Here is an 18,463-nt window from a genome sequence, read left to right on the forward strand (position 1 = left end):
TGCAACAGTGTGGAGTGATATATGCTAAGGCGTTTCCTATAGAATATTGGGGGATTGATTGGAACCCTGATAATGCAAAAGAATATTTATTGGATTATTACGAGCAGAAAAGATTTGTGGGATATGTGTATGAAGAAGATGACGTGGTAATTGGATGTATATTTGCATTAAGTAAGATATCAGGAAGTAAAAAAGAAATATATATTTACGAAATGGCAGTTTTACCTGAAAGACAGGGCCAAGGTATTGGCAGGCAATTACTGAAGACGCTATTAGATTATAGTAAGGAATCAGGATATGCTGGAGTTGTCCTTTATACCAGTGAATATGCACCGGCTTCCAAATTCTATGAAAATAATGGTTTTAAACTGTCACAAGGAACTATCTGTATGTATTATGCGTAAGTACCAGTTTGTCTAGGGGGAGTTTTTGTGATTCAAGTTGCCACCAGTTGTGTACAGTAGTCCTGAGCTTTCTACCGTACACAACAGGTAAACAGCAACTAGATGAAGAAATGCCTCAAATACGGCATTTTCACTTTATTAATCGTTCTCAAAGAGATGATCAATCTGCTATTGCAGATTTCAGAAGACTCGGTACATTGTACCGAGTCTTTTTGTGTGCTAAAAGTGGACTAGGGACAGGGGTTCTAGCTCATTTTGGAATGTACAAAGGCTTGAATATTGGAGAGTATAGAGGAAATACTTATACTATAAATTATTGATTATAGCGTAAGGCTTATATATGCAAATCGGAGTTTATGGAGATGTGAGTCGGCTTTCAGGCCAAAGGTATCGGTTTTCAGGAACCGGCGCGTTTTTAGGAAAAGAAGGTTCATTCGAGTGTCTTCGTGTGAAGTCGGGTATGAAGCTGATTTTTTGCAAAAAGGTATTGACAGTAAACATTTTACACTATATACTATTAGCCATAGCAGCAATGGATAGGAGAAAGGCAAATGGCAATAATAAAAATACCGATAGACGAATCTCTTCCGGCCTATGTCAATGAGTCCATAGTGACGCTTGAGGAACTTGTGCGAAGCGACCATTTCAGTGCGTTTGAGAAACTGGCAAGGCTTTCCAAGGGCGAAATACTGGTGCTTAAGATCCTCCTCCTTCAAGGGGGCATGGCAACACCGACCGAGATCAGTGAGGCTATGAACAGTACCAAAGGCCGTGTATCCGCCGTCCTGAATGCGTTGGAAAAAAAAGGTGAGGTTACACGAGAGATCGATAAGGACAATCGCAGAAATATTATCGTGACACTCACAGATTCCGGAAGAGAGCATGTCATGAATGAGCTTCAGTCAGGTTACAGAACCATGACACATATCTTTGAAGAACTGGGGGAACAGGATTCCGGGGAGTTCATCAGGATGCTGACGAGAGTATTTAAGCTGATGAATGAAGCAGACTAAACCATTGCAGGCAGTGACTTGCCTGCAAAAAAATGAAATAAAGTATACACTGTAAAAAATTAACAATGAAAAAGGAGAAAACAAGATGGAAAAGAGAACAGTGATCGTAACAGGCGGCAACTCAGGACTTGGTTACCAGTGTGCAAAAAATATAGCAATGAAGGACAAGGATTATACGCTGGTGCTTGCCTGCAGGAACCCGGAGAAAGCGGCTAAGGCGATACAGGATATGAAGACTGAAACAGGAAACGAAAATATCTATTCCGTGGCACTTGACCTTGCGTCGCTGGATTCGGTACGCACTTTTAAGGAGCTTTACAAAAAGGAAAACTTTCCGCCGCTTTATTCCATCGTGTGCAATGCTGGACTCAATCGCACTCCGCTGGAATATACAAAAGATGGATTTGAGATGACCTTTGGGGTATGCCATTTAGGACATTTCCTTCTTGTGAATGAGATGCTTGATATGGTGGCTGAAGACGGCAGGATTGTTTTTGTGGCCAGCGATATGCACAGGCCTCCGATCATGATGTCGCTTACGGCACCAGCATTTACTGATGCATACAAGCTGGCATATCTTGGGAAAAATGAGAAGCCGTCCGGCAAGGATATGAATCTCAGATATTCCATGGCAAAGCTGTCCAATATCCTTTGTGTCTATGAAATGGCTGACAGACTGAATGCTGCCGGAAAGAAGATCACGGTCAACGCCTTCAATCCGGGGCTTATGGCGGATACGAATTTCATGCCGACGGGCAGCAAGGTAAAGAAAGCCCTGATTAGTGCGGGATCAACAATGGTGGCCAAGCTTACGAACCGCTACGGGAGTGGACTGACTTCCGGGAAGGAGCTTGCGAAAATGATAACAGAAGAGAGTTTTGCAGGTGTAACCGGGAAGTATAATGACCGGGGTACGATCACGAAAACTTCGGAACCAAGTTATGATAAGAAGGCTGCGAAAAAACTGTGGGAACAGAGCGCGGAGCTACTGAAGATGAATCAGGACGAAATGATCCTGTAGACGGGAGGCACTTATTATGGATATGAAAGAGGCAATGAAAGCCAGACATATGGTTCGAAAATATACAGGCAGAACGATTCCTGCAGATATTGTAGATAGGCTGAACAAACGTGTCAGAATCAATAATGAGCAGCATGGCTTGTCCATCAGGCTTATGATAAACGATAAAACTGCGGTTCCGGGCGTAATCAGGTTGATCCTTGCAAAAGGAGTGAATAACTTTTTTATCATGGCGGGTCCTGATGGCGCGGATGAACTGTGCGGTTACTGCGGTGCTGATCTGATGCTTTATGCACAGACGCTTGGTTTGAATACATGGTGGGTAGGCGGTACCTATAACCGGAAAGGAGCACAGGAGAAATCCGAAGGTGCAAAGCCCGTAGGAATCATCGCTGTCGGCTACGGTCAGACGCAGGGTGTTCCTCATAAGACAAAGACGGCAGAACAGGTCAGTTCATACGATGGAGAAGCACCACAGTGGTTTAAGGACGGCATTGAAGCAGCACTCTTAGCGCCTACCGCACTGGCAAAGCAGGCATTCACCATCAGAGGTAAAGGAAATAAGGTTTCAATTTCCTGTGATAACGGCATCTTTACCGGTGTGGATACAGGTCTTGTGAAATATCACTTTGAACTGGGAGCCGGAAAAGATAACTTCGAGTGGGAGTAGCAAATATGGATCAGCAGGTACAAACACTTCAAAGATTGATTGATGAAAGTAATTTCACACTGGTAATTACGGGCGCAGGGATATCTGTTGCCGCCGGCATTCCGAGCATGCATGGACTCAATCTGGCAGAGACTCTGCAATTTGCTTCCAATACCGTGCTGAAGGCAACGCCGGAGCATTATTACAGAGTCGCCAGGCATTCTTTTCTCGACGCCATGTTTCAAAATGGTCCGAGTCTCTCGCATAAGAAACTGGCTGAATTGGAACAGAAGGGAAAGATCCAGGGGATCATAACGACCAATCTCGATCATCTTCACAGTCTTGCCGGCTCGAAAAATGTGGCTGAGATTCAGGGAAGCTTTGCCGTGAATACCTGTCTTAAATGTGGAAAGCGAAACTACGATGTGAATATCTGGAATAAAGGGAAAGCACCAAGATGTGAGTGCGGAGGATTATATTCCTGCTGGCCTGTTTATGCGCATGTGGGGCTCTATAATGAGGATGTGCTAAAAGCTCAGGAATGGGCGCGAAAGGCTGAACTCGTCATTATTGTAGGCGCTATCGGGAACTATGGAAGCGTATATTGGAATCACATAAAACCGTCTGCAAAGATCGTACAGATCAATCCGAAACAGACAGGGTTTGATTCTTCGGCCTTTCTGAATATCCACAGTACCTGCGATGAGGTTTTTGCCGGGTTGTCATAGGAGGATGCATTGATGATACGGTGTATTAAGGGTGATATAACAAAAGTTCATGGTGTGGATGCCATTGTCAATGCCGCGAATCGCACCCTGCTCGGAGGAGGCGGAGTGGATGGTGCGATCCACAGTGCTGCAGGACCGGGACTTCGGGCTGAATGCTTTAAATTGCATGGCTGTAAAACGGGAGAGGCAAAGATCACAAAGGCATATAATCTCCCGTGCAGGTATGTGATTCACACAGTCGGTCCGGTATGGCATGGCGGAAAAAAGAATGAGGATAAGCTGTTGGAATTGTGTTATCGAAACTCGCTGCAGGTTGCCAAAGAACAGGGGATACGCAGCATAGCATTCCCCTCCATTTCTACAGGTGTGTTTCATTATCCGGTTGAGCAGGCTGCGAAGATTGCAGTTAAGACCGTTCAGAAATATATGGATGAGAATCCGGATGCATTTGATTTGGTGATGTGGGTGCTGTTTGATGACGACACATATGGAATATATTCTGAAATGATTCAATGAGAGATTGCCTGCAGGTTTATTTTTTATCTCTTTTGTTGCCCAAAGGGCAGGCGGTAAGAAGCTGTATGTAAAAGTGGTCACAAGAGAGGAATTTGAAACAGCGTCGCTGAAGATGAGATTTCACTGCTAGGCAGGATGCCGGGCACAAACTATCAGGATTATGCGCTTGCAGGGAACAACGGAGAAGAGGCTCTGTCTCCGGAAGAGCTGGAAAAGGTTCTTGGACGTGAAATCACGCCGCTGGCGGATGCGTTGAAGGAATTGATATAGGAGCATCTGCATTGATGGGGATATAGACGACGAGCTTACGAAAATATAATTAAAGAATGAATGAAGGATATACCGGAAGTTAATCGCACAAATTCAAATTTGTCTGTATGAAGGCATAGCCTTTTATCTCGGAATATATATCGGAAGATAGAGGATGCAATGAGACAGTTTCTAAACAATTTATAAACATTGAAAAATTTAGAAAATCTTTTAACTATAATTTAGGTTTCTTATTCATAATCCATTCCAACAACAAACACATTTTCCCTGATAAATGTTCAGGAATTACAAAGGAGTCTAATTATGAAAAGAAACGAGTTAAAAAAGATCTTATCTTTAGCAATAGTAACAATCATGTGCGTAGCTGTCACAGCATGCGGACAGACAGCCACATCAACCGAAGGAACTGACACTGTAGTTACACAGGAAAGTACAGTTGAAGAAAGCAGCAACCCTTCTGATGCACCTGAAAAGCCAGACGGCGAGGCGCCTGATGGAGCGCCTGGTGATAAACCAGATGGAGAAGCACCTGGAAATCCTCCCGAAGGTGGCGGCGGTTTTGGAGGTGGAAGCAGCAGTGCTGATATCGATTATCAGGGAGCGATAGAAGTAACTGGCTCAGATACTCAGGATGGGAAGACCTATGCCAGCACAACAGCAGATGAGAGCGCACTTCTGATCAGCACAAGCGACGACGTAACCATCACCAATGCAACTGTTACCAAGACCGGCGATTCAGATGGTGGAGACAACTGTAACTTCTATGGCCTTAATGCAGCTGTCCTTGTAAAAGACGGATCTACAACCACTATTACCGGAGCAAACATCACTTCTGATGCTGACGGAGCCAATGGCGTATTCTCATATGGTGGAAATGGCGGAAAGAATGGCGCTGAGGGTGATGGTACAACAGTCATAATTTCAGACAGTACTATCACAACAACAGGTGATGGCTCAGGTGGCATCATGACAACCGGTGGCGGTGTGACAAAGGCATCAAACCTTACAGTTGAGACTAGCGGAAGATCTTCAGCAGCCATCAGAACTGACAGGGGTGGCGGCACAGTTACTGTAGATGGTGGAACATATACAACAAACGGTCTTGGCTCTCCTGCTATCTATTCAACTGCAGACATCACAGTTTCTAATGCAACTCTTGTTTCCAACCTTTCAGAGGGAGTCTGCATTGAGGGTGTTAATTCAATTACCCTTAATGACTGCGATATGACCGCAAATAATACTGATACCAACGGAAATGCAACATTCTATGACACAATCATGATCTACCAGTCCATGTCAGGAGATGCAGACAGTGGTACATCGGTATTTACAATGAATGGTGGAACACTTACCAGCAAGAATGGCCATGTTTTTCACGTAACAAATACAACTGCTGTTATTAACCTGGATAATGTAAAGATTGTTAATAAGGATTCAGAGAATATCCTGCTTTCAGTATGTGCTGATGGCTGGAATGGTGACACAAACACAGCTACACTTAATGCAACTAACCAGACCCTTGAGGGAACGATCCTTGTTGGAAGTGATTCACAGCTTACACTTAACCTTACTGATGGATCCAGCTTCACAGGCACAATAGGCGGAAACATCACTAATGCCAAGGGCGAAACAGTTTCAACAGAAGTAGGAACAGTAGCTGTTTCTATAGATAAGAGCAGCACCTGGACACTTACAGCAGATACCTATATCTCATCATTTGATGGAGATACTTCCAGTGTAGATACTAATGGATATACACTTTACGTTAATGGAGTTGCCCTGAACTAATACAACAACAGGTAAACAGCAAATGATATAATTAAGTGAAATTCGGGTCGTTATCTGTGTAGATGACGACCTTTTTTGTATTGTGTGATAGGCTTGTTTATGCGGATTATAGATGTGCTTGCGATGATAATGATTATCCTGCCCATATATCCCAATAGGATTGACGGTGCCTATTATGCGGTGAGTCTTCCTGATTATGTTCAGGCGGGAAGCCTAAAGTGCACACTTTATTGGGCTGTGTTCATTTTGCTGGTGATCATCGGAGCGGTGAAGATTCTTTTGACCAGATTGAAGCAGGAAAAAGCAGGGAAAATCGTAACGGTCATATCGATGATCGTAGGAATTATTGCAGTGCTTCTTCTTGCAATGGGAAGGGAAACTTACGGAGTATCAATAATGTTTATGATGATTGTGGCAAAGGGAATTTTGATCTACAAAATGAGATAAATCATGTGTTTCAGGAGGGGATTATGTCAAAGCATTTAGTAAGGAATACGGTTTTTGCAACAGTTACGGTCCTTTTGTTCTACTTTGCCCAGGGAGCTGCGGTGGTCATGGGACAGCTTGAGGGACTTAAGGCTATTGCAGCACAGGCAACTATTATATGGAGCTGTGCATTAGTTGCAATTGTATTTTTTCTTATCAAGGATCACAGCCTTAAAGGACTGGGGTTCCGGAAGCCTGTAAGCGGTATGGCTGTAAAATTTCTATATTACATTCCGCTTATAGTTGTAGCTCTGGCTGCTTTTGCCGGTGGGATCATGTTTGATAACAGCGGACTGTTCATTCCGAACCTTATATTTACACTTGGAATAGGACTGACAGAGGAACTATACTTCAGAGGCATTATTTGCAATATGTGGAAGGATAATGAGACGAAGGCCATTATTATTTCATCAGTTCTTTTTGGTCTGAGTCATCTATTGAATGTAATGGGTGGAGCTGGACTTGCAGAAACACTTTTGCAGATGGCGTTTGCATTTACCTACGGAGTTGTAATGGCTTTTGTGATTCTCAGGACACAGAGTATCTGGCCATGTATTTTGCTACATGCATTTCATGATTTCTGTGGTTTTATCACGATTGAAGGTGATATGAAAATGAGTATAATTGTTGGAACCATACAGTTTGTAGTGCTTCTGGGGTACTGCATATATCTGATAGTTAAGTTAAGGAGAGAAAACAATGACAGGTCATTGTGAAGAATGTAGCGTTAATGGAGTCAGCTATGAGATTAAGAAACTCCTTGGCAAAGGTAAGGGAGGATATTCATACCTGGCAGTAAAGGATGGCCAGGAGTATGTCTTAAAACAGATCCACCACGAGCCATGCGCATATTATCAGTTTGGTGACAAGATCCAGTCTGAAATAAATGATTACAAAAGACTGACTTCGATTGGAATCCGAATGCCTAAAATGATTGATGTTGATATTGATAAAGAACGCATTGTGAAGGAATACATAGACGGTGAGACCATTTATGAGCTTGTCGCCAGAGATCAGATGGATCCTGATTATATAAGACAGGTAAAAGCAATGTGTGAACTACTATATCCTGCGAAAACCAATATTGATTATTTCCCGACGAATTTTGTTGTTCATGATGGAGAGCTTTACTATATTGATTATGAGTGCAATGAATATATGGAAGAGTGGGATTTCGAGAACTGGGGAATAAAATACTGGTCTAAAACCCCAGAGTTCATGGAATACTGTTTATAGGGAGCAGAAATAATGTATTTCAAGAAATATACAGATCATGATTATGAGGCAGTATGTAATTTCCTTATTGAACTAAATGATTGGGATACGAGCCATATTAATTGGAACTGGGCAAGATTTGAGTGGATGTATGAACATCCGGAATTTAATAAGGATTTAATAGAGTCCATTGGACTTTGGCTGGATGACGGTAAAGTGGTTGGTGCAGCAATCTATGATATGTATTTCGGTGAAGGCTTTTGTGGAGTCTTACCGGAGTATAAGAAGTTGTATTCTGAAATACTGGATTATGCCTGCACTAATCTTAAGGATGATTCGGGATTTTCCCTTGCTGTCTGCGATGAAAACACAGATGAAATAGACATGGTCCGAAACAAGGGATTTATCAAGAATGAGCAGACAGAAAATATCATGGAACTGGACCTGGAAAGGGATTTTGTTGTTGCATTGCCGGAAGGGTATAAGTTTGTAAATCCTGATCCGGTGAAGGACATTTATGAGCTTTCATGGCTCTTCTGGCAAGGGTTTGATCACGGCGAAGATAAGACAGAGTTTGAAAAAGAAGGAATCGATACTCCAAGGGCGCGTAAGCACTTTAACAGGGATCTCTGTGTGGCTGCATGCAATGATGAGGGCGAACTGGTTTCCATATGTGGACTTTGGTATAACCCCAAAACGGACTATGTGTATGTAGAGCCTGTCTGCACCATCCCAAGTCATAGGGGAAGAGGTGTAGCCAAGGCTGTAATTTATGAAGCTTTGGGAAGAGCAAAAAGGTTAGGGGCTAAGAAAGCGTTTGTAATATCAGACATGGATTTCTATACCGGACTTGGATTCAGAAACAAATACCACTACAGTTTTTACCAAAAATGAGAAATAAAGCTTTTATCGATGCCGAAATCTATAGTATGTTAAATTTTAATATAACTGACTAAGACTATAATCGGGATTTGGGAGGAGCATTGGGATGAAAGAAAACATCGTACAGAAGCTTACATCAAAAGATGATAAATATGCCTGTGCCTTTACTGATAGAATTGTTGCAGAAAGCCATGATACAGATGAATGGTATAAATACTTTGAGGATGTTGCTTCGTTGCTCGACCATCCAAAGTCATTGGTAAGAAATCGAGCTTTGTATATTCTTGCGGCAAACGCACAGTGGGATGAAGAAAACCGGTTTGATCTCATCCTTCCGGATTATCTGAAACACATCACCGATGAAAAGCCCATTACCGCCCGACAATGCGTGAAGGCACTTGCTCAAGTGGGACTGGCAAGGCCGCAGTATATCCCGCAAATTCTGTCTGCTCTGCGTAGCGCTGATTTGTCCAAATACAAAGACAGTATGCGTCCGCTGATTGAAAGGGACATGGAAGAAACGGAAAAGATACTGATGAATTCCGGTTTGACGATTAGATGAGAAGAGGGAAAAATGAGTGAACAGAAATATGCAAGTTGGAATCCTTGGCACGGCTGTACGAAATACTCGGAAGGATGCCGTTTCTGTTATGTTTATCGGCAGGATGAAGCGTACGGCAGTTCGTTTTCGTCGGAACAATGCCGCAAAACACAAAACTTTAATCTGCCGATAAAAAAGAAGCGGGACGGAACGTCGAAGATCGAGCCTGGTTCTATCATTATGACTTGCTTTACGTCGGATTTTTTACTGAAAGATGCAGATGAATGGCGTGCTGAATGCTGGGAAATGATAAAGCGTCGCAACGATTGTATGTTTTACTTTTTCACGAAACGCATTGAACGCTTTTCGGAATGTGTGCCGTTTGACTGGGGAGACGGCTATGATAATGTCATAGTAGGTTGCACTTGTGAAAATCAGGATCGGGCGGATTATAGGCTGCCAATATTTGCGGATTTGCCTATCAAGCACAAAACGGTTATCCTCGGTCCCATGCTTGGTCCTGTCAATCTTGAAAAGTATCTTGACGGCAGTATCTGCGAGGTGGCCTGCTCAGGCGAGTCGGGCATAAACGTGCGGCCGCTCGACTATGAATGGGTGCTGGATGTTCGTCGCCAGTGTATGAATAAAGGCGTCCCATTTCAGTTTCATCAAACGGGAGCCTATTTTATCAAAAACGGCAGAATGTACCATATACCCCGTCGTTTTCAAATATCGCAGGCTCGAAAAGCGGGGATTGATTATAAAATTGTGGATGGATTTATACCGGATTATTAGACTCGAAATGTTCTTTAATAACACTACGAATCGGTATTTGGAGGTAAAGCATTATGACCACAGCAGAATGGATCACAACTTCATTGGTATTTATAATTGCGGCTATTCTTGCAGTTGTCAGTATCAGGAGCTTTCAAAATAAAGGATTCTTATTCAATAATGCATATATTTATGCCTCAAAGGAAGAAAGGGGAAAGATGGATAAGAAGCCTTATTATAGGCAGTCAGCGATTGTCTTCTGTATTTTGTGTGCAGTTTTTCTTGTCATTGGCCTATCTCTTTTGCTTCATAAAGACAAGTTGTTTCTGCTTGAGATACCCCTGATAGTTGGCGTTATCATTTATGCAATTGTATCGACGGTGCAGGTCAACAAGAAGACAAAGAGATAGACAGATTCCAGTTTGACGAAAAGATTTAAAACTATATTGTTGATTGATGAATGGGGTAAAAATCGTCATGATTGAAAAATTGTATGAAAAATATCTGATAGAATGTTCAAATAACTCAATACTAGAAGCTGTAGCATTTGAATTATTTAAAGAAAAGATATGTGATAAATTATCTTATATGAACAGCATTGCTATTGATAATGGAGTAGATGAACAAGGTGTTCTATACTATTCTTTATGGAGTAATGATGGAATTCAAACTTGCAATGTGCCCGTGTATGGGTATTATGCTTCATCAGAAAAGACCCTGTCAAAATTATTCTGTAAACTATCAGACACAGTAATAAGTAATGGTGATACAAAATTTCAAATAAATCTGTATGCTCATGATTATGAAGCATTAGCATTGTTTTCAATGATGCAATTTGGCTATATTTACGAACAAGGCAGACTTGAAATTACAGATTATCCTTACCAATTTAACGATACATATACAATTAAGACTTTGGAGAAAGATGAAATTGAAAAACGCTGGGATGAAATATGGACACTGACAGATGCAATAATAAAACATTTAAAACAGGCACCTGTTTTTTATCCAGGTCATGAATTTACAGAGCAGGTATACAAAGAATTTTTTATGGATTCAGAGACGAATCTTCATATTGCTCTTTCAAAGGATGATGAAATAATTGGAATGATAGAAAGTAATAGTGAATCAGATGTGTTTGCTTTTCATAGCACCAAATCGGTAAATGTAGGGGAAATATATGTGATGCCGAAATATAGAGGAAGTTCTCTTTCTAAAGATTTGCTTCAATTTGTCATTGAACATGAAAAACAAAAGGATGCCAGATATCTATGGGTTGGACACGGAACGGCTAATCCGAATGCACGAGGATTCTGGAATAAATATTTTAAGACATATCAATATGAACTTGTAAGAACAATCAAAAATATTAAGTTTACAAATTCAGTTTGACAAATTCCAGTAAAACGCTCCACCTTCTAGGGCGTTAGAGCAGAAAATTTGAAAATATTTTTCAGGATAAAAGGATAGGTAAACCTGATGAAAGGTATATTTATGGATTGGATGAAGTGGAGATTAACGGAGTATGAAAGAGCAGGTTATTTTACTTAACGGCCCGTCCAGCAGTGGAAAATCTACTTTGGCAAAAGCACTGCAAAATCTGATAAATACTGAGGCTCACAAAAGATGTATAGTGGTTTCCATAGACGATTTTATGAAGCTTTCTCAGACAGAAACCATCTATGAGGATGATGTTTTTGAGATATCAGGCGATATGTGCGCAAAAGCATTAGAATTGCTTGAGGCAGGCTTCGACATAATCATTGACCACGTGATAACAAGTGAACGGATTTTTAACCAATTGGTCGGGAGCCTATCTTCTTTTTCCTTGAGGAAGGTGCGGATTACCTGCCCGTTGGATATTTTAAAACGCAGAGAATTGAAGCGCGGGGACAGGTGCGTCGGATCTGCGGAAGCCTCTGCAGAGTACTTGTTTCCGAAGGAGGGATATGACCTGGTCGTTGATACTGGGGGACAATCTCCGGAAGAGAATGCACGGCTGATTTTTACAAGCTTTTTTGATTAACAAATCGGCAGTTTGTCGAGCTGTTAATGGAATCGTGAGGTGCTTATGGGGCTTCGGGTTGTGAATTGTCTGCTCTATATGGATAAAATGTTAAAGAGGGCAGACAGAAAATGCCCATAATGTCTGCTGTAAACAAGCAAACTACGGGAATAGGCAGACAGAAATCGCTGGTATAGTCTGCTGCAATTGAGAAAAATGCAGTTATAGGCAGACATAAAACGCTGGAATAGTCTGTCGAAATTGAGAAAAGGTGGATTTAGGCAGTCCATAGGTCCCAAAAAGATCTGCCTAAATTGAAGAAAATGTGGATTTAGGCAGATCGACAACACTAAAACGACCTGCCCAAATTGCTATTATTCGGATTTGGGCAGATTTTTAGTGCAGAAGATTATCTCATCAAATTCAAGTTGCCATAAGGAATCATAACACAAAGAAGTGAAAAACAGACTTATTTCCGTGTAAGGAGAGGTCTGTTTTTTTATTGTGGTATTTTTATTATGATGGGTACTGAACAAATGATTGTTGCTTTAACTGTATATTTTGATGATCCTTTTTGGATAGGAGTTTTTGAACGCATAGAAAATGGAAAATTGTCTGTGTCAAAAGTAACTTTTGGTGCAGAACCAAAGGATTATGAAATTCAGGACTATATTTTCAGGAACTATTATAAACTGAAATTTAGTCCTGCGGTAGATGTTGTGGTCAAGGAAGGGAAAATGAATCCAAAGAGATTACAACGTGATGCGAAGAAAACGGTTCTGGAAAAAGGTGTCGGTACAAAGTCTCAGCAGGCGCTAAAACTGCAGCAGGAGCAGAACAAGCTTGAACACAAGATTAAAAGCCGGGAACAGAAAGAAGCAGAGGCATTAAGACTTTTTGAACTAAAGCAGCTGAAAAAGAAAGAAAAACACAAGGGACATTAGGACTACAAATAAAAATTATGGAAATCAGTAAAATGAAAAAGTTTTTAACATTAGATAGCAAAGCGATAGAAGGTCAAAATATATCCTATAGCATATTTGGCGAGGGAGATATTGATTTAGTGATTGAAATGGGACTTGGTGCAGTTGCTGGCGAATGGTGGCATATTGCAGCGCAACTGTCAAAACAATTTACTGTTCTTTTGTATGAGCGCGGAAGAAATATTTCCAAGGCGCGCTCGCCCCGAAATATAGCCGAAGAATTGCATGCTTTGTTAATGAAATTACCGTGTAAAAGTAAGGTTACATTTTTGGCTCATTCGCAGGGAGGCCTGTATGCCCAGCAATTTGCTAGAATGTATCCGAATATGGTTCGAGGAATTGTGTTTGTAGATCCCTTATCTGCAAATGATAATACATACAAATCAGTGTTTTTGACAGCGCAGGAGCAGAAAAAGAGCGGATTTAATAAATCAGAAAATCTTGTAATAATGAGAAAATTGGCTTCTTGCCATTTGGGATTTGTAATAAAACTGATTATGAGAAAAGCACCGCCGTTCTATTACTATAATCAATTTTCACCAGAAGCAAAGAAATATATTTTAGATGAATTAACAAAGGTAGAGCTTCACGATGCGGCATTAGAGGAATACCGTATTGCACATGAGGAGAAAGAAATCTGTCAATTAAAAGAAAAAGGGAATTTTCCACAGATTCCTATCGTGCTTATAACACATGGAAGTGAATTTGAAATAAAAGAAATCATGGAATTTTGCCAAACTACAAAAGAGTTTGCAGAAAAGGTTGAAGAGCTGTGGCAGTCGTTGATGCAGGGATATCTTACATTTTCTGAACAGTCAGTTTTGTTAAGAGCAAGTAATAGCGGACACTATATCCACTTGACGGATTTTGAAGTAATTAAGCTGGCATTGCTGCGCATATGAGTATAGATTATTGAATTTCCTCAGAAATTCAATGATTGTATTGGACTAGGCCCTCGCAGAGCGAGGGGCGTATCCTGCGGAATGCGGATTCTTGAACGCATTTTTCTTTTTGCGTTCAAGAAGTCATAATGAGTTAGATTGTGATTGAAAAATGAAAGAGATAAATACACAGCGTCTTATTCTAAGGGCATTCAGAGAAACTGACTATGATGATCTGTTTGAAAATCTGTCACAGCTTGAAGATGATGAATTTGAATTCAGGAAAATAGATCTTTGGACAAAAGAAATAGAGAAGAACTTCAGGGTTATAAGAGCGGAGAAATATGAGGATGTTATCAAACGGATTTAGAGCTGATGATGATATTCGGGCGGCATTAAATAAAAAATCATTCGAACTGAATTATAATGGCGGGACTATATGGTGTGAGCATCTCGATGGAATGGGAAACCATGAGCAGGAAGTGATTGAAAAGCTTAAAGGAGATTTGCCCAAGTTGATGAGACCTTCGGTTTCATCCTGTATGATTATTAACTTGGATGAAACGAAGATAACAGAAGATATAGCGAATGCGATTGTGGATGGTTTGGTTGGTGGTAACAAGAAGCTTAGAAAGATTGCCTTTGTAGGTGTGGGTAAAAGATACTATGCAGTATTCAATGAAATTCATAATCGAAGTGGAACAATTGTAAGATTCATAGCTGATTATGAAAAAGCAAAAGAGTGGGTATTGTAACAAAGAACTATATGACAACTGAGTTCTATTTTATAGGAAAACGGATGAAGAAATATATATAGTGTGCACAACAGAGGGATTTACAAATTCCAATTTGTGGAGGGATTATGGCTTTTGATTTTAAGAAAGAATACAAAGAGTTTTATATGCCAAAAAATAAACCTGAGATTGTAAATGTTCCAAAAGCAAATTACATCGCAGTCAGGGGGAAAGGTAATCCAAATGAAGAAGACGGGGCATATCAGCAGGCAATAAGCGTGCTATATGCTGTTGCCTACACTTTGAAGATGAGTTATAAGACGGATTACAAAATAAAAGGTTTTTTCGAATACGTTGTTCCGCCACTTGAAGGATTCTGGTGGCAGGAAAATGTAGAGGGTGTTGATTATACAAATAAATCCGAGTTCAACTGGATTGCAGTTATTCGCTTACCTGACTTCATTACACAAAAAGATTTTGATTGGGCGGTGGAAACAGCGACAATGAAGAAGAAGTTGGATTGTTCAACAGCAGAGTTCTTAACGATTGATGAGGGACTGTGTGTTCAAATCATGCATCTCGGTTCTTTTGATGATGAACCGGCCACAGTTGCTTTAATGGACGATTATCTGGAGCAAAACGGATATGTAAATGATCTGACGGAGATGCGATTGCATCATGAAATCTATATGTCCGATGCAAGGAAGGTTCCTCCTGAAAAGTGGAAGACGGTTATCAGGCATCCAATAAAAAAGAAATACGCAAATTCCGGTTTGTTGAGATAATTAGGTGTAAAGGACTATAAGAGAGATGGTAAAAGAAATAAAACCTGAGGAAACCAGCAGAGAGTCGGCATTTTATCTGTGGATGAAAGCGCCGAATCCAATGGTGACGCTGTTTAAGAAAATCAATGTTACGAATCTTGTGAAAGTCAGTAAAAAAAGACGTCTGAAGTTTAATATGCTGATGGATTATTGCATTGGTAAAGCTGCTTCAGAAATTAAAGAATTTTACATACTTCCGGTTGGCGATAAGTTGATTCAATATGATGACATTGCTGTGAACACTATCGTAAAGAACAAGAATGGTGAAGTTAATTCTTGTGATCTATTGTTTTCAGAAGATATCGAAGAGTTCAATAAAGAATACCTGAAAAATACTACGGAAACAGCAGGAAAATGCATGGATAGGGATTTATCAGCAGATCATATGATAATAGGAACTTCAACAATTGTAGAGACTGAAATCGAAGGGGCTGTGAATATCTACAGTGGATTCAACAATCCGTTCATTGTATGGGGACGTTATTCCAAAACGCTATTTAGCTATCATATGATGTTGTCCTTCCAATTTCATCATACGCAGATGGATGGAGCACATGCAGGAAGATTCCTGCAGAATCTGCAGAATGAGATTGATTCTTTGAAGTGAAAAGATAATTTATATTGCACTTTATACTTGAAATAACTAACATTGTTAGTATAATATTAACTAACAATGTTAGTTATTTTTGATTGGGAGATGTTATGCCAAGAACAGGATTATCAAAAGAAGAAATAGTAGAAAAAGCTGCAGAACTGGCCAACGAAAAGGGGCTGTCTTACTTGTCGGTTACTACACTGTCAGAATATTTAGGAATCAGGAAGCCTTCATTGTACAACCATATGAAGACCATAGAAGATATGCACAGAAGTCTTATGATATATGGTTGGCAAACTGTATCGGAAGACGTTGTCAGAGGAATTGATTCTTCAGATGAAAAAGCAAATCTATTTGATTACGGAAAAAAATTCTATAAGTTTGCAATAGAGAATCCTGGCGTATTTGAAGCTATGCTCTGGTATAACAAATACTCAGATGATGCGCTGCTTTCTGCCACAGAAGGATTATATTCTTTTTTCTTCAAGCAGACAGATGGCTTAGGGATAGATCGTGAGATCGCTAATCACTTGCTTCGAACATACAGATCTTTCCTGGAAGGTTTTATTATGCTTCAGATTCATAATTCCTTTGGAAATCCAATATCATTGGAAGAGAGCTTTGAGATATCACTTAATGTGATGATATCCGGGATGGATGGGTATAGAAATAAGAGGGGTAATAAAAAATGATTGAGTTCAGGAATGCTGAGGTGGCTGATGCAGAGTTGGTTGTAGATATATATAACGCTGCGTTTTTTGATGATTATGTAAAGTATGGTGAATGTCCGGCGTATGGTAGAACAAAAAAAGAGATGGAGCAGTCAATAATTGATTATCCTAAATTCATAATTCTTAATGAAAGTAAACCGGTTGGCGTCATTTCATGCAGGGAGCTGGAAGCTGGTAATTATGAAGTCGGATGTTTATGTGTAATTCCTGAGTTTCAGGGAAGAGGAATAGGAACGACTGCAATGCGATTTGCAAAAACACATTATTCTGATTGGAATACATTTACATTGGTAACACCTGTGGACAAAAGTCAAAATGTAAAATTCTATACAGAAAGATGCGGCTTTGATATCCAGTCTGAAGAAATGGATGGAAGTGTTAAAGTATACAGATTTATATTGAGGCGGATATGATGATAAAAGAAATATTTGGAAAAGTAAAAATATATAGGCTCCATTCGCGTGTTGATAACCGTGGATCTCTGGAATATGTTTTTGATGAAAATACTGCCTGTTTCAATGCTCGGGAGACAAGAATCTATAGCATGCCCAAAGAAGGAACTTTTTTTGGAATTCACTACAGAGAAGAGAGTAGCCCAATGACGAAGTTTGTGACAGTCATAAAAGGCAGAGGTATGGATTACGTTATTGATTTGAGAAAAGACTCCTCAACCTATCTTCAATGGGAGTCATTTGAACTGTCAGAAGAAAATGCACTGGCAGTACTGATTCCTGCAGGTTTTGGGCATGCTTTTATTTCATTGAAAAATGATACGATACAGCTTTATGCTGTGGACAGAAGTGGCAACAATGCTTATTCAAAACATATTAATTACATGGATTCCAAAATCGGTCTTAAACTGCCCGTACCCATTTCCGAAATCTCGGATTATGATTTAAGCGCTCCTTTTGTTTCAGAAAACAGCGAAGAAATTAGTGAAGAGGGTAAGAGGAAAAAGGATATACATATTCAACTTGCAGATATGAAATATCTTGATAGCTGCATAGACATTTTGCAAAATTCTGATTTAGGAAGAGCGTATTTCAGCGATCATGAAAAGGCAACTAATATGCTTACATATGCAGTGGGACAAAAAAACGTATATGTAGCACTGGATGAAAATGAGAAATGTTTAGGATTTATTTACTACATGACAAATGGTGTTTTTGGAAGCTATCCATATCTTCATATTGTTGCAGTAAAGGAGGGATACAGGAGTTATGGTATCGGTAAACAGCTGATGAAGTATTTTGAAGATAATGCTTCTGATGCTCCTACAGCAAAATATTTTTTAACTGTAGATGATTTTAACCCGAGAGCGAAGAAATTATATGAAAATCTGGGATATAAGTGTGTTGGAGAACTAACTGATTTTTATAAAAATGGGATTAACTGCTATCTGATGATGAAAAGAAGAGGGTAA

General features: G+C 40.2%; 25 protein-coding genes. All 25 read left to right on the top strand.

The features are described from left to right. The coding region (locus tag D6855_RS00005) for a GNAT family N-acetyltransferase (RefSeq protein ID WP_147368105.1) at positions 1–404 on the top strand (404 nt) is incomplete at its 5' end. A gap of 551 nt (positions 405–955) precedes the next feature. After that, positions 956–1,417, top strand: a complete 462-nt coding sequence (locus tag D6855_RS00010) for a MarR family winged helix-turn-helix transcriptional regulator (RefSeq protein WP_120736751.1) — start codon at positions 956–958, stop codon at positions 1,415–1,417. Between the two features lie 85 nt (positions 1,418–1,502). Further along, positions 1,503–2,438 carry an SDR family NAD(P)-dependent oxidoreductase gene (locus tag D6855_RS00015; RefSeq protein ID WP_120736752.1) on the top strand — a complete coding sequence of 312 codons (936 nt, stop codon included), beginning with the start codon at positions 1,503–1,505 and terminating at the stop codon, positions 2,436–2,438. A gap of 34 nt (positions 2,439–2,472) precedes the next feature. Beyond that, positions 2,473–3,108, top strand: coding sequence for a nitroreductase family protein (locus D6855_RS00020; protein ID WP_243111746.1), 636 nt, complete (start codon positions 2,473–2,475; stop codon positions 3,106–3,108). 5 nt (positions 3,109–3,113) lie between these two features. After that, positions 3,114–3,815 (top strand): SIR2 family NAD-dependent protein deacylase, encoded by a 702-nt coding sequence (locus D6855_RS00025; RefSeq protein WP_120736754.1) that lies wholly within the window; start codon positions 3,114–3,116, stop codon positions 3,813–3,815. 12 nt (positions 3,816–3,827) lie between these two features. Next, entirely contained in the window at positions 3,828–4,331 is a 504-nt protein-coding gene (locus D6855_RS00030) for an O-acetyl-ADP-ribose deacetylase (protein ID WP_120736755.1), read from the top strand. A 573-nt stretch (positions 4,332–4,904) separates the two neighbouring features. Beyond that, positions 4,905–6,389: a hypothetical protein gene (locus tag D6855_RS00035; protein ID WP_120736756.1), complete on the top strand. Its 1,485-nt coding sequence runs from the start codon at positions 4,905–4,907 to the stop codon at positions 6,387–6,389. A 99-nt stretch (positions 6,390–6,488) separates the two neighbouring features. Next, positions 6,489–6,836, top strand: coding sequence for a hypothetical protein (locus D6855_RS00040; RefSeq protein WP_147368106.1), 348 nt, complete (start codon positions 6,489–6,491; stop codon positions 6,834–6,836). Between the two features lie 23 nt (positions 6,837–6,859). After that, positions 6,860–7,591 carry a CPBP family intramembrane glutamic endopeptidase gene (locus tag D6855_RS00045; protein ID WP_120736760.1) on the top strand — a complete coding sequence of 244 codons (732 nt, stop codon included), beginning with the start codon at positions 6,860–6,862 and terminating at the stop codon, positions 7,589–7,591. Further along, positions 7,575–8,111, top strand: coding sequence for a hypothetical protein (locus tag D6855_RS00050; RefSeq protein WP_120736762.1), 537 nt, complete (start codon positions 7,575–7,577; stop codon positions 8,109–8,111). The genes D6855_RS00045 and D6855_RS00050 overlap by 17 nt, the downstream gene beginning before the upstream one ends. A gap of 12 nt (positions 8,112–8,123) precedes the next feature. Continuing rightward, a complete protein-coding gene (locus D6855_RS00055) occupies positions 8,124–8,984 on the top strand; it encodes a GNAT family N-acetyltransferase (RefSeq protein ID WP_120736764.1) in 861 nt (286 codons plus the stop codon). 94 nt (positions 8,985–9,078) lie between these two features. Further along, positions 9,079–9,534 carry a SufBD protein gene (locus D6855_RS00060; RefSeq protein ID WP_120736766.1) on the top strand — a complete coding sequence of 152 codons (456 nt, stop codon included), beginning with the start codon at positions 9,079–9,081 and terminating at the stop codon, positions 9,532–9,534. Positions 9,535–9,546: 12 nt separating this feature from the next. Beyond that, positions 9,547–10,308: a DUF5131 family protein gene (locus tag D6855_RS00065; RefSeq protein WP_120736768.1), complete on the top strand. Its 762-nt coding sequence runs from the start codon at positions 9,547–9,549 to the stop codon at positions 10,306–10,308. 53 nt (positions 10,309–10,361) lie between these two features. Continuing rightward, positions 10,362–10,697 carry a DUF3784 domain-containing protein gene (locus D6855_RS00070; protein WP_120736770.1) on the top strand — a complete coding sequence of 112 codons (336 nt, stop codon included), beginning with the start codon at positions 10,362–10,364 and terminating at the stop codon, positions 10,695–10,697. 67 nt (positions 10,698–10,764) lie between these two features. Next, positions 10,765–11,679 carry a GNAT family N-acetyltransferase gene (locus D6855_RS00075; protein ID WP_158589424.1) on the top strand — a complete coding sequence of 305 codons (915 nt, stop codon included), beginning with the start codon at positions 10,765–10,767 and terminating at the stop codon, positions 11,677–11,679. A gap of 133 nt (positions 11,680–11,812) precedes the next feature. Continuing rightward, positions 11,813–12,313 carry a phosphotransferase-like protein gene (locus D6855_RS00080; protein ID WP_120736774.1) on the top strand — a complete coding sequence of 167 codons (501 nt, stop codon included), beginning with the start codon at positions 11,813–11,815 and terminating at the stop codon, positions 12,311–12,313. Positions 12,314–12,813: 500 nt separating this feature from the next. Further along, on the top strand, positions 12,814–13,236 hold the full coding sequence (locus D6855_RS00085; protein WP_120738103.1) for a YjdF family protein: 423 nt from the start codon (positions 12,814–12,816) through the stop codon (positions 13,234–13,236). A gap of 32 nt (positions 13,237–13,268) precedes the next feature. Further along, positions 13,269–14,177: an alpha/beta fold hydrolase gene (locus D6855_RS00090; protein ID WP_158589425.1), complete on the top strand. Its 909-nt coding sequence runs from the start codon at positions 13,269–13,271 to the stop codon at positions 14,175–14,177. Positions 14,178–14,328: 151 nt separating this feature from the next. Beyond that, complete coding sequence (locus D6855_RS00095) at positions 14,329–14,526, top strand: hypothetical protein (RefSeq protein ID WP_120736778.1); 198 nt, start codon at positions 14,329–14,331, stop codon at positions 14,524–14,526. Further along, positions 14,507–14,911 carry a hypothetical protein gene (locus D6855_RS00100; protein WP_120736780.1) on the top strand — a complete coding sequence of 135 codons (405 nt, stop codon included), beginning with the start codon at positions 14,507–14,509 and terminating at the stop codon, positions 14,909–14,911. Before D6855_RS00095 ends, D6855_RS00100 begins: the two co-directional genes overlap by 20 nt. A gap of 107 nt (positions 14,912–15,018) precedes the next feature. Then, a complete protein-coding gene (locus tag D6855_RS00105) occupies positions 15,019–15,675 on the top strand; it encodes a GyrI-like domain-containing protein (protein WP_120736782.1) in 657 nt (218 codons plus the stop codon). A gap of 25 nt (positions 15,676–15,700) precedes the next feature. After that, positions 15,701–16,321, top strand: coding sequence for a CatA-like O-acetyltransferase, family 2 (locus D6855_RS00110; protein WP_120736784.1), 621 nt, complete (start codon positions 15,701–15,703; stop codon positions 16,319–16,321). A gap of 95 nt (positions 16,322–16,416) precedes the next feature. After that, positions 16,417–17,001, top strand: a complete 585-nt coding sequence (locus tag D6855_RS00115) for a TetR/AcrR family transcriptional regulator (RefSeq protein WP_035796506.1) — start codon at positions 16,417–16,419, stop codon at positions 16,999–17,001. Further along, positions 16,998–17,453, top strand: a complete 456-nt coding sequence (locus tag D6855_RS00120; RefSeq protein ID WP_120736788.1) for a GNAT family N-acetyltransferase — start codon at positions 16,998–17,000, stop codon at positions 17,451–17,453. Before D6855_RS00115 ends, D6855_RS00120 begins: the two co-directional genes overlap by 4 nt. Next, entirely contained in the window at positions 17,450–18,463 is a 1,014-nt protein-coding gene (locus D6855_RS00125) for a GNAT family N-acetyltransferase (RefSeq protein WP_120736790.1), read from the top strand. The genes D6855_RS00120 and D6855_RS00125 overlap by 4 nt, the downstream gene beginning before the upstream one ends.

Origin of the sequence: Butyrivibrio sp. CB08, assembly GCF_003625485.1 — a bacterium.
In the GTDB taxonomy this organism is placed as follows: Bacteria; Bacillota; Clostridia; order Lachnospirales; family Lachnospiraceae; genus Butyrivibrio.